Raw genomic sequence first — 12322 nt, forward strand, 5'->3', positions numbered from 1 at the left:
TACAGAGGTGAAAAAAATGAAGACTATTGCTTTTGATTCTAATAAGTATTTAAACTTACAAAGGGATCATATTTTAGAACGTATTAGCCAGTTTGATGGTAAACTTTACATGGAATTTGGTGGGAAAATGTTAGAAGACTACCATGCTGCCCGTGTACTTCCAGGTTATGAACCTGACAATAAGATTAAATTGCTCAAAGAACTCAAAGAGCAAGTCGAAATTGTGATTGCCATTAATGCTAATAATATTGAGCACTCAAAGGCGCGTGGCGATCTAGGCATTTCCTATGACCAAGAAGTTTTCCGTCTCATCGACAAGTTTAACACATTAGACATTTATGTCGGTTCAGTCGTGATTACTCAATATAACAATCAACCAGCTGCAGATGCCTTTCGTAAACAACTCGAAAAAAATGGCATCGCTTCTTACCTACACTACCCTATCAAGGGCTATCCAACCGACATCAACCACATTATCTCACCTGAGGGGATGGGGAAAAATGATTACATCAAAACCAGCCGTAACCTTATTGTTGTGACAGCGCCAGGGCCTGGTTCAGGAAAACTAGCCACTTGCATGTCCCAAATGTATCATGATCAAATCAATGGTATTAAGTCGGGCTATGCCAAATTTGAAACCTTCCCTGTCTGGAATCTTCCTCTTCATCATCCTGTTAATTTAGCTTATGAAGCTGCTACTGCAGATTTAGATGATGTCAACATGATTGATCCTTTCCATCTAGAAACTTACGGTAAAACAGCTGTCAATTATAATCGTGACATCGAAGTCTTTCCAGTGCTAAATCGTACATTTGAACGTATTTTGAGCAAATCACCCTACGCATCGCCAACAGATATGGGGGTTAATATGGTTGGCTTCTCCATTGTCAATGAAGAAGCTGCTATTGAAGCATCCAAACAGGAAATCATTCGCCGTTATTACCAAACCCTCGTCGATTTTAAGGCAGAGCGTGTTTCAGAGGCTGCTGTTAAAAAGATTGAACTCTTGATGAATGATATTGGTGTCACACCTGAAGACCGTCAAGTTACTGTGGCTGCTCGCCAAAAAGCTGAGCAAACAGGACAGCCTGCCCTTGCTCTGCAATTACCAAATGGACAGATTGTCACCGGAAAAACATCTGAACTTTTCGGACCAACTGCTGCTGTGATCATCAATGCCATTAAAACATTGGCGAAAATTGACAAAGGCACTCATTTGATTGAACCAGAGTATGTGAAACCTATCCAAGGCCTCAAGGTAAACCATTTAGGTAGTCAAAACCCACGCCTACATTCCAATGAAATCCTCATTGCGCTAGCCATCACTGCTATGACTAATGACGAGGCTAACCTTGCCATGAAAGAACTTGGTAACTTGAAAGGCAGCGAAGCCCATTCTACCGTAATCCTAACTGACGAAGATAAAAATGTTCTCAGAAAGCTTGGGGTTAACATTACATTTGACCCTATTTATCAAAATCATAAACTCTACCGAAAATAAGGAGAGTCTAGAATATTTTCGGTATTCCCTATCATTTTCAAAAATAGCCTACGAACCATGGTCGTAGGCTATTTGTTTAGGATGGCAATACTAATTGTTTCTTATTGTTAAAGAAACTCCTATAAGCTAAATAAGTTGCTATAAAAGAAGCAATAGAGGTTGTCGATAGCAACATAAACGTCACCATCATCTGGTACTTAACAGCCTGAATAGGCGGGGTGCCAGCTAAAATCAATCCTGTCATCATACCAGGTAAGGTCACAATCCCCAAAGTCTTGGCAGAATCAATGGTCGGTACCATACCTGTTTTGATCACTTCTCGGATAATATCAATGGAAGCCGGTAATACATCTGCACCGAGAGCCAACTTGGTTTCCACTTCTGCTTGTTTGGTTGAAAAATCTGCATTGAGTTGTTTGTAACACAGACCAATAGCGACCATGGAATTGCTAATAATCATCCCTCCCACTGGAATGATTTGGTTGGGAACAAATCTAAGAATCCCAGATAACAACAAGACTGCCAAAGTGATTAAGGTCCCAGATAAGATGGCGACAAATGAAATCACTGCACTATGTTTAATTCCTTTTCCTCGTTTGGCAGCATTATAAGAGGCATTCAACATCATAAACAGGAGGAGTCCAGCTGTGAAGAGGGCACTTTGATAGCCAAAAATATAATCTAAGACAAATCCCACAATGAGAAGCTGGATAACCGCACGTACTGCACCTACAATAATCTCTTTCCCTAAACCAAGTTTTTGCCAATAGGAAAAAAAGAGAGTCAAGACAACCAATGATGACGCCGCTAATAAAGAGACGACACTGATATCGTTAACAGTATTCATTTTAACACCTCCAAAGATTTGAGTTGCCCTTCCACAATCGTTAATCTCTCAGTGGCATCACGCTTACTTTGCTCCTCATTATGAGTCACCCAAAGGATAGTCAAGCCCTCTTGATTTAAAGAGCGAATGACCTCTTCAACTAACGCGGCATTTTGGGCATCAAGAGCTGATGTAACCTCATCTAGCAACAGCACCTTAGGTTCAAATAGCAGTTGCCGAATAAGCGCTAAACGCTGCTTCTCTCCACCTGAGAGCTTGGTGATGTCCTTATTGACATACGATGCATCCATCTGAAAACGCTCTAACCACTGTTCTACCAAAGACTTATCGAGGGCTTTCTTTCGCAATGAAAAAGGGAAGAGCAGATTGTCCTCAACCGTTTTTCCAAAAAGATAAGGCGTTTGAAAACAGTAGGAAATCTCTTGCCGCAACGTGATTGGGTTAAACGTATCTAGTGATTTTCCGTGAAAATGAATCGTTCCCGAACTTGGGCTAATGAGATAACTCGCTAATTTTAACAAGGTCGATTTTCCTCCGCCTGAAGGACCTACAATCGTTACAAAATCCCCTTGGTCAATGCTAAAACTAATCTCTTTTAAAATCGTATGGTCCTTGTCTGTAAAAGTGACCTGATCAAATGCTAAAATAGCCATCAGTCTTCCCCCTCCTAAGCCTTTTTGGATACTTCTTTTTAAGAATAATTCTAATTAAAAAATCTAGCTTTAGTTTACCACGTTTTACTTTAAAAATCTGTCTTTTTAACCGAAAAAAATAAACAAAACCTCTAGCTATCAAAAACGCTAAAGGTTTTGCTTTAATGATTCTCAGATAGACGCTGATACAGCTGTTAGTTGTATTAGGATTTTTTCACCACAAACATAGTGAGGCCAACTTTGGTAAGCACTTGTTCTTTTTGATTGTAAACCACTACTTCGATTAATTGTGTCGAACGACCACCATGAACCAGCTTCCCTTCAATTGTTAGAATATCTCCTTTATGACCTGCTTTTAAATAATTAGCGTTAGCTTGGAGGGTAACCGCATCTTGACCAGTTGATCTGGCAACTAACCCACCAACTTGATCACAAAGGGTAAACAAATAGCCGCCATGGGCATTCCCATAGTAGTTAAGAGCAGAATCTGTCACTTCTGTTTTTAAAATCACATGACCATTTTCAAAATGCTCAACACTGTAGTTTTCAAAAATACTAATGACCTGTAAGTCAATCTCTTTTGGTAATTTAGGCATTTCCTATCTCTTTTCCTCTTAGTCTAAAATCAATACAAGTTTCATTATACTACAAATGTGAAAAGAAGGCAGAGCTCCTGTTTAAAAATCAGTAGGTTGTTCGACCTTGTCTAGTGTATGAAGCACCTCTAAACATAAATTGAGGGCAAAGGTAAAGGAATCTGATCCCCAGTTGCGTTGATCGTATGCTTCGACATCTGCTAGTGTATCTGCTGTAAATAAGAGTTGTCCCCAAAGAACCTTCCTGAGCTGAGCTACTGCTGCTAGGGCAGAACATTCCATCTCAACAACCGAACAACCTTCTTCCCGGCGATAAGCCACTTTCTCTTTTGTCTCCCGGTAAAAACCGTCCGTTGACCAGGTGATGACCTCTTGGTAGGCTAGTCCATTTGCTAAAAGAGTTTGCTCAATCAGACGGAGCATAATAGGACTGATGGCTATATAGCGCGATGGTGCCACATAATGATAACTTGTTCCTTCATCTCGTAAAGCCTTAGTTGGTACCAAAAAACGATTTTCCTCGATAGGCACCAAAACACCACAAGTTCCTGTACTCATGATTTCTTTGACCCCATAACCAATCAGCCAGTCCATGAATTGCGCGGCAGGAGCCGATCCAACAGGAGCCTGAGCTAAACAGATATCTTGTCCTTTATAAGTTAACAGATAAACAGGGTAAACCTTTGTAGCTGAAACGAATTCTGCGATTTTTTTACCTTGTTGCTCTAACGCAAAGACTTCAATCTCGTCTTCCAAGAAAGCATAGACACACTTAGCTGGCAGCTGAATATCCAGTCCTTCATGGGTAGGCATAATGACGGCTGATGGATCACTATCAAATTCTAAAAGAGGAATCTCGTGTTTAGTAATAGGCATACATCTCTCCTTACTATTATCATGTTCTAGGCATACGGCTAGTTCTTTTTATTGTAACAGCTTACCTTCAAAAAGCAAGGACTATCTATCACAAAAACTCTTCTAACACATGGCTAGAAGAGTTTTTGTGGCTCTTTGTCAACTGTAGCGGGTGACTTATAGCTAAACACGTGAGAAGACGAGACTCATCTTCTCTTTTGTTATGTTCAAAGTGAGGTGAAAAGGCCACAGTTTTCTATACAACATTTATAAAGTGTTTTTATTAGACCGTTAATCTTTTGGTCAGGGGTGTCTGGTAGTTGAGACCGCCATGAATGCGACGGTACTTCCACCAGTGGACGTAATCTTTTGTTTTAAGGGCTAATTCTTCTAGCGACTGAAAGGTTTCTTGACGAATAAACTCCAGTTTGAAGGAACGGTAGGTGCTCTCAGCTACCGCATTATCATAAGGACATCCTGCTTGACTTAGCGAACAGGTGATTCCGAAGGCCTCCAGCATGTCATCAATTAGCTGATTATCAAACTCCTTGCCACAATCAGCATGGAAGATCTTGACTTTGGTCAGAGCGTAAGGGATACTCTGAATGACTTTAACAGCTTTGCTACTTTTGTTGTCTTCACCCCCAACAAGTGAAACAGCAGAGAAATGGTCCTTACTTTCTTCAACTAATACACCATCTTTTTTCGGTGTTAAATTGAGTTTGGCAATGTAAGTTAGGTAGTTGAAAATCATGTCTTTTTCATTATATGCTTCATTGAGATTAAGTAATGACACTGGTGAAAAGACGAGATATTTTGAATTTTCCGTAATGTCTTCAACGTTTACTGACATACTCTTTGAATCACGAAAGTCAATTATCTTGCATAATAACTAAGCCATAATGCCTGAAATATTTTTTACTTTTTAGCTCTCCTAAGCACATTTCTTTCGGTCAAAAGATAATTCTCATTATTTCACTATACTTAACATTGTAATATAACTATCTCGATACTTTGTCCTCTACTTCCTACAGCATACATTTTCTTATATCTCTGTCACTTTCCTTTCTCTACTGCCTTGACATAAATAACAATTGTGTTATATTAGAGATACAATAATACAATACAGTATATGAAAGGAATGCCATATCTATGACAATTATCAAAAAAATGACTTATCTGGCTGCCTGTCTCCCATTATTTGCTCTCTTTATTTTACCTGACATAGTTATGTCTAAACCATGGGCAAATCAGCACACATATCCCTTATATCAAACAATGCTAGGTTGTAGTTTGGTTATACTAATTGTTTATCTTGCATATCGTCTCGCCAATTATTGGAATCTGATTCAGTTTAATCGTCGTTTTTTTAATTGGAAAACCCTTATTCTGCTAGGAATTGCTTATGCTATAGCTACCCTGATCAATCAAATAGGTACTGCTTGGTTAGATGCATTGGGTTCTTCAGCTTCTTCGAAGAATCAGGAAATGATGGAGACTTTGAAAAGAATGCCACTCATCTTTAACTTTTTATCCATGGCTGTTTTACCATCTATGTTCGAGGAACTCATTTCTCGAGGTATCCTCATGAAAAAAATATTTGGTTTTGGACGCCTCAAATGGATTGGACTCGTAGTCTCTAGTTTGATTTTTGCAGCTCTTCATGGACCAGCAAATCTACCAAGCTGGTTGATGTATACTGGCCCAGGTTTTTTGATGGGCTATCTCTATCTAAAAACAGATAATTTAGCTTATCCTATTGCTCTACATTTTATTAATAATGTAACTACTATTATAACAATTTATCTCTAAATCCTACCGCCAACTCAACCCTTACTTCTTCAATTAAAAACAAACAGACCATTTAAAAAAATCGTCTGTTTGTTTTTTTATGACCTATTGTGAAAATTCCATTATAATGTTGTTTCAATAATGCAACCATAATATATTCTTTTCATTCCAAATCACTTTTCTTCTCAGCCCAGTCTTTTTAAATTATCATTAAAAACCAACTACCTCCATATAAGGTATTTGCAAAAGTAAAATAAGCCCAAAAGCTATATTATTAAAATATAGCTTTTGGGTATGGAAAAAGACACCTGAACGGTGCCTTTTGGCTTATTTATTAAGTTCTAAATACTTATCATTTGCCACAAGCAGTTTTTTATAATACTCATCATAACTCTTGCTAAACTTTCTGATAAGTGGAATAGCTGTTTCACAGTATTTATTATCTAGTATATATTTGTTCAACTTATTTTGAGTGATTTTCATCGGGCTATTTTTATACTCATCACTATTTTTATAATTTTGATACTGAGATATGATGTCCTTATTTTCTTCTAGCCACTGTTCAGAATTCTCTATGGCTTCAATTTTTGATGCATTCACTTCTTTTAAAATTCTCATGTCATAAGTAGAGCTAACTTCTTCAATATACCCTTGCTCTTCTTTACTCAATTCAAATGAAGGTAGACTATCTAAATAGGCTACAAACTCCTTATATGCATCCTGCCCGTCTTTATCAAGTGCTTCATTTAAAAATGGTTGATAAGCAGAAAATATTAGCTGTCCAAAATATCCAGGAAAGGCATTTTCTAGTTTTTCGTAAATGCTTTCTTCTGTTTCTATCAAAGCTATTTTACTCTCAATTATATTCTGATTTTCTTTCTTAACTAGCAGTTCAATAACTTCTTTTCTTTTTTGTTCAATTTCTAGTTGATGCTCTTTTCTTCTAAGAATAGAAGATAGCGAACTACCATTTGATGATAAGCATTCCTCAATCTCAGATATACTTAGACCAATTTTCCTAAACAAAGATATTTTATTTAGGATTTCTAAATCGTTATCACTATAATCTCGATAACCATTTTCTAATTTTAAAGGCTTAATCAAACCTCTTTCTTCATAATACTCAATTGCTTTTCTAGTCAAACCTGTTATTTCTTGAATTTCATTTCTAAGCATGGTCTAACACCTCCTTGATTAAAGGATACTCCAGTCCCTAACGGACAGGTCAAGGCTTATATTAATATTTTTCTCCTCCATAAGGTATAGTATCTTTCCGTCTACATCAAATCACATATTTTAGGTGGGTGCATTTTTCTTGTTATCCATTCCCTAGTGTCAACTCTTATCTATGGATACGTTTCCATTAAGCCTGATTTTCTCCTAAAAAATAAAGCTTGCTCCAAGCTACCGATACCTTTTAACCATAGCCTTAGAATAAGCCTTTGTTTTCAACGCTTTATTTACTTAGTGGGTGTAACACTTGACATCAATACTAACACACTCCACGTGATGCGTCTGTGGGAGTCAAAAGGTCCAGTGGACCTTTTGAGCGTCTCATCTTGAAATAATAGAGTGAGACGGACTCTTTAACTACGTTTCTCAAGTAAACTTACACACTCCACGTGATGCGTCTGTGGAAACAAATCCACTGGCTGCACTTTGGTTAATTTGTAGCCCAAGTCTTGGTAGCGTTTGATATCACGCGCCATGGTGGCTGGGTTACAAGACACGTAGGTGATTTTTTGTGGTCCCATTGCCACGCTGGCCTGGATAAAACTTTCTGTTAAGCCTTTTCGTGGTGGGTCTACCAGAATAACACTTGGTTTGATGCCTTCTTTAGCCCATGTTGCCATGGCATTTTCTGCTGTATCTGCGACAAAGTGGACATTGGTGATGCCATTACGAGCAGCATTCTGTTGAGCATCTTTGACAGCTGTTTCAATCACTTCAACACCATAAACAGCTTTAACTGTTTTAGCAAATGACAGACCAATGGTTCCAATACCTGAGTAAGCGTCAATGACAATATCATCGTCAGAAAGGTCTGAAAAGGCTATCGCCGTTTGGTAAAGTTTTTCTGCCATAACTGTATTCACTTGATAGAAAGACTGGGCAGAAATGGCATAGTCATTTCCAAGTATACTGTCAGTAATGGTATCCTTGCCGTAAAGCCTTTTGAAGTCTTTACCAAAGATTGCATTGGTATTTTTATCGTTAATATTTTGAATAATGGACACTACTTCTGGGAAGGTTTCAACAATTTTTGAAATAACTTGATCTACACGGAAAACTTTTGGTCTGGTAGTCACTAAAACCAGCATCATTTCCCCAGAATAATGACCACGGCGCACAACGATATGGCGAATAAGACCTGTTTGTTCTTTTTCGTCATACGGTTTGACATCAAAGCGATGTAATAACTCACGGGTAAAATTAATGAGACGATCAATCTCTTTATCCTGAATATAATAATCTGAAATAGGAACTAAGTCATGAGAATGTTTTCGGAAGAAGCCAGTTTCAAGCTGGCCATTAACACGTCTAACCGGAACTTGGGCTTTATTTCGATAAGCCAGAGGATTATCCATACCAATGGTTTGGTTTACCGTTACATCATTGATACCAGCAATTTTATACAGGTTATCTTGCACTTGCTTTTGTTTGAATCTCAATTGGTCTTCATAAGCTAGATGACCAAAATCTGCAATACCTGTCCGTAAGTAAGTGACGTCGATAGCTTGGTTTCTCGCAGGTGATAGTTTCTGATAGGCTTCCACCTTACCAAAGCCACTGTTTTTATTCACCTTCAAGACACGCATGTCTATGATTTCTCCAGGTAGGGCATTATCCACAAAGAAAACAAAACCGTCGTGTTTAGCGACACCTGCTCCCTCATGGCTTAAGTCAGAAATGGCAACTGTAATGACATCGTTTTTTTTTAACATTGTGTTTTATTTTTTCCTTTTCTAGGGAATGCTGCTTGCTCAAAAAAGAAGAGCAACTTTAGTTACTCTCCATTATAACACATTTTAACGCAATCCCAATTGAGATAATGTTTTCTGATATTTGTCAAAATCAATGTAAAGGGCTTGCCCACCATACATGTCATATTCATCCACCCAATCTCCATTTTCTGGGATAGTCACGTGTTCAATGCCATTTTTACCACTTCCTAGAGCCGATACCCCATTTTTGAGAACAAAGGGGAAGGATACGTTTGTGGAGGTAAGGGCATAAATTTTACCAATGGCTGCAGAGCCAGTGAAGAGTTTGGTTGGGTCTTTGATTTGAGACATGACTTCGGACATGACTTGCTGCTGTCTCACAGTCCTACCAAAATCCCCCTCATCATCTTTACGGAAACGAGCATAGTTGAGCAAGGTTCTGCCATTCATGCGTTGTTCTCCGACTTCAATGGTCTGATTAGGGACCACACCATCTTTCATTCGTAAATCATCTGGAACTTCCACAGAGTCAACGGCAACACCGTCTACCGTAGCAAATTTGGCATCAATCTTAACCCCATTTGGGAACAGAGTATCAATGGCTTCCGCAAAAGTTTCAAAGTCCACCATGACGTAATATTTAATATCGATATCAAAATTGTGTTTAAGCGTCTGACGAACAAATTCTGCTCCGTGATGATCCTCTTGTTCTCCTAGGTTAAAGGAAGCATTGAGTTTGAGATCATAGGAATCACTATCATTATAGCTATAACCTGGGATATTAACCAAGGTATCTCGCATAAAGGAAACCATTTTGATTTTCTTATCTTTATTACCAACATTCACCACCATAATGGTGTCTGTCCGTGCTTCGGTAGAGCCTTGTGTGACCCTTTGATCCGACCCCAAGACGAGAATATTGGTGCCATCCTTTGTATCTTTGCCATTAAAGGCCTGCGAGACTGCTGGCTTATAAGTTGCCTTATTGCTCGAAACATCAACGATTCCTTTGAGAAACATGAAACCAACTGCCAAAATCATCAATAGCAGTAAGAAACTGAGCAGTTTAAAGAAACGCTTAATGCGACCTTTTTTATGGCGACGTCGCTTTTTAGCTTTAGGAAGAGGTTGCGCCACAGGGTATTCTTCTATATAACCGTAGTCACCATATGCAGGGTCTTCTTCGTAGGCTTGTCCATAAACTGGCTGCGGGGGAACCAAGGCCTTACGAGCTGCGGCTCTGGCCTGCCGTTTAGACCGTTTCTTTTCCTCTTTTGGGTAAAGAGGGAGACCATTTGGCGTTAAGGAAGGATCTTGAAAAGGCTCCTCTTCTGAGTAAGTGGCGTAAGAATCTTCCTCATAGTAGTTTTTTGGGGGAAGGTAGGGCTCGGGCTGTCTGACAGGGCGCGTCGCTGACGGTGTCGCGTAAGCACGCCCAGCTTCCATTTTCGATTTTAAAAATGCGAATTCTCTTTTTTCATTCTCGCTAAGGTAACTAAGGTTCCTTAGGAGATAAAAATAACGTAATTCTTCGTGGTGACTAAGGCCACCGTTTTGGTATTTTGTCATATCAAGTCATCTCTTAGTATTACAATACAATCTATTCTTTTTAACTAACACTTCTATTATAACCTATAATGGTTATATTGTCCTCCCCCAATTTTAATACAAGCAGGCTTAGAAGAGATATTTGCTGATCCTTTAATAAAAAGAAGAAGGGACTTTTGGTATTTGAACTGCACCCCAAAAGTTAGACAACAAATCTAACTTTTGGGGTGTTTTTCTATGAAATTAAGTTATGAAGATAAAATTGAAATCTATCGCTTACGACAATCTGGTTGGACATGGCCTAAAATCAGTCAAACATTTAATATGAGTAAGTATAACCTTCAATACATGGTCCGCCTTATTGATATACACGGATTGGAAAGTGTTTGTAAAAGGAAAAATAGGTATTATTCTCCTGAACTAAAGCAGGAAATCATAAACGAAGTTCTGATGAAAGGTAGGTCTCAGCTAGAGGTTTCTCTAGATTATGGATTACCAAACAAGGGAATGCTTCCTAATTGGATAGCGCAATACAAGAAAAACGGGTATACTATTCTTGAGAAATCAAGAGGGAGACCTGTAAAGATGGGACGCAAACCAAAGAGAAAACTTGAAGAAATGACTGAATTAGAGCGTCTTCAATATGATAATGAGTACCTTAGAGCGGAGAATGCCGTACTAAAAAAGTTGAGAGAACTCCGATTGAGGGTCGAAGCAAGGCTCAAAGAGCAACAGAAATCATTCAAGGACTAATCAATGTATTTGATTTAAGAATCCTACTTAATATTTTGAAGCTGTCTCGATCAACCTACTATTATCAGGTTAAACGTCTAACTCAGGGAGATAACAACAAAGAATTAAAAGAAGCTATTCAAGATATTTATTCTGAGAACAAAGGGAGATATGGTTACCGTAGAATTCACCTCGAACTTAAAAATCGAGGCTATAAAGTTAATCATAAGAAAGTTCAACGTTTGATGACAGAACTTGGTTTGAAAGCTAGAATCCGTGCGAAACGTCGCTATAACTCTTATAAAGGTGAGGTTGGCAAGAAAGCTGATAATCTCATTAAGCGTCAATTTAAAGCTACCCAACCACTTAAGAAGTGTTATACCGATGTCACAGAGTTTTCAATTCCTGCTAGTGATCAAAAATTGTATCTATCACCAGTTCTTGATGGCTTTAACAGTGAGATTATTGCATATCATTTATCTACCTCGCCAAACTTACAACAACTTAAAACGATGCTTTCCGAGGCTTTTCCTGAACAAACTTACCAGGGCACTATTTTACATAGTGACCAAGGATGGCAATATCAACACACTTACTACCATCATTTTCTTGAGGTGCATGGAATGAGACCGTCCATGTCGCGTAAAGGAAATAGCTTAGATAACGGCATGATGGAATCTTTTTTTGGAACATTGAAGACAGAAATGTTTTATGGGTTTGAGAAGGAATTTACTTCCCTCGAAACATTAAAAACAGCTATTTCAGAATATATCAACTACTACAACACTAAACGAATCAAACTTACATTAAAAGGACTAAGTCCTGTGCAATACAGAACTCAATCCTTAACTTAA

10 protein-coding genes and 1 pseudogene are annotated in these 12322 nt (G+C 38.4%); 3 read left to right on the forward strand and 8 right to left on the reverse strand.

Annotated features, from left to right (window positions below):
• Positions 1-16: 16 nt before the first annotated feature.
• A complete protein-coding gene (locus tag DYD17_RS07130) occupies positions 17-1501 on the forward strand; it encodes a DUF1846 domain-containing protein (protein WP_003051388.1) in 1485 nt (494 codons plus the stop codon).
• Between the two features lie 76 nt (positions 1502-1577).
• Here DYD17_RS07130 and DYD17_RS07135 read toward each other — a convergent pair whose 3' ends face one another.
• The 5 genes and pseudogenes from DYD17_RS07135 to DYD17_RS10980 form a co-directional block, all read right to left on the reverse strand.
• On the reverse strand, positions 1578-2348 hold the full coding sequence (locus tag DYD17_RS07135) for an ABC transporter permease (protein ID WP_003051391.1): 771 nt from the start codon (positions 2346-2348) through the stop codon (positions 1578-1580).
• Positions 2345-3001 (reverse strand): ABC transporter ATP-binding protein, encoded by a 657-nt coding sequence (locus DYD17_RS07140; protein WP_003051393.1) that lies wholly within the window; start codon positions 2999-3001, stop codon positions 2345-2347. The genes DYD17_RS07135 and DYD17_RS07140 overlap by 4 nt, the downstream gene beginning before the upstream one ends.
• Positions 3002-3204: 203 nt before the next feature.
• A complete protein-coding gene (locus tag DYD17_RS07145; RefSeq protein WP_003051396.1) occupies positions 3205-3597 on the reverse strand; it encodes a PaaI family thioesterase in 393 nt (130 codons plus the stop codon).
• An 81-nt stretch (positions 3598-3678) separates the two neighbouring features.
• Positions 3679-4473: a nucleoside phosphorylase gene (locus DYD17_RS07150; RefSeq protein ID WP_115252955.1), complete on the reverse strand. Its 795-nt coding sequence runs from the start codon at positions 4471-4473 to the stop codon at positions 3679-3681.
• A 262-nt stretch (positions 4474-4735) separates the two neighbouring features.
• A pseudogene (locus DYD17_RS10980) lies at positions 4736-5335 on the reverse strand (MetQ/NlpA family ABC transporter substrate-binding protein); the annotation flags it as partial.
• 269 nt (positions 5336-5604) lie between these two features.
• Between DYD17_RS10980 and DYD17_RS07160 the strand changes: the two are divergent.
• Positions 5605-6264 carry a CPBP family intramembrane glutamic endopeptidase gene (locus tag DYD17_RS07160; RefSeq protein WP_003051405.1) on the forward strand — a complete coding sequence of 220 codons (660 nt, stop codon included), beginning with the start codon at positions 5605-5607 and terminating at the stop codon, positions 6262-6264.
• Positions 6265-6570: 306 nt separating this feature from the next.
• Here DYD17_RS07160 and DYD17_RS07165 read toward each other — a convergent pair whose 3' ends face one another.
• The 3 genes from DYD17_RS07165 to DYD17_RS07175 all read right to left on the reverse strand — a co-directional run bounded on the left by DYD17_RS07165 (position 6571) and on the right by DYD17_RS07175 (position 10757).
• Positions 6571-7419, reverse strand: coding sequence for a MerR family transcriptional regulator (locus DYD17_RS07165; protein ID WP_115252956.1), 849 nt, complete (start codon positions 7417-7419; stop codon positions 6571-6573).
• A gap of 410 nt (positions 7420-7829) precedes the next feature.
• The gene (gene rlmD, locus DYD17_RS07170; protein ID WP_115252957.1) at positions 7830-9188 is read right to left on the reverse strand and encodes a 23S rRNA (uracil(1939)-C(5))-methyltransferase RlmD; all 1359 of its coding nucleotides are present in this window, start codon (positions 9186-9188) and stop codon (positions 7830-7832) included.
• Between the two features lie 84 nt (positions 9189-9272).
• Positions 9273-10757: an LCP family protein gene (locus DYD17_RS07175; protein WP_115252958.1), complete on the reverse strand. Its 1485-nt coding sequence runs from the start codon at positions 10755-10757 to the stop codon at positions 9273-9275.
• 216 nt (positions 10758-10973) lie between these two features.
• Between DYD17_RS07175 and DYD17_RS07180 the strand changes: the two genes are divergently transcribed.
• Positions 10974-12322, forward strand: a protein-coding gene (locus DYD17_RS07180) for an IS3 family transposase (RefSeq protein WP_115252561.1) whose coding sequence is annotated in 2 segments (ribosomal slippage) — positions 10974-11415 and positions 11415-12322 — 1350 coding nt in all. Because the reading frame shifts where the segments join, the coding sequence is not laid out codon by codon here.

Origin of the sequence: Streptococcus dysgalactiae subsp. dysgalactiae (assembly GCF_900459225.1) — a bacterium.
GTDB classification, from domain to species: domain Bacteria; phylum Bacillota; class Bacilli; order Lactobacillales; family Streptococcaceae; genus Streptococcus; species Streptococcus dysgalactiae.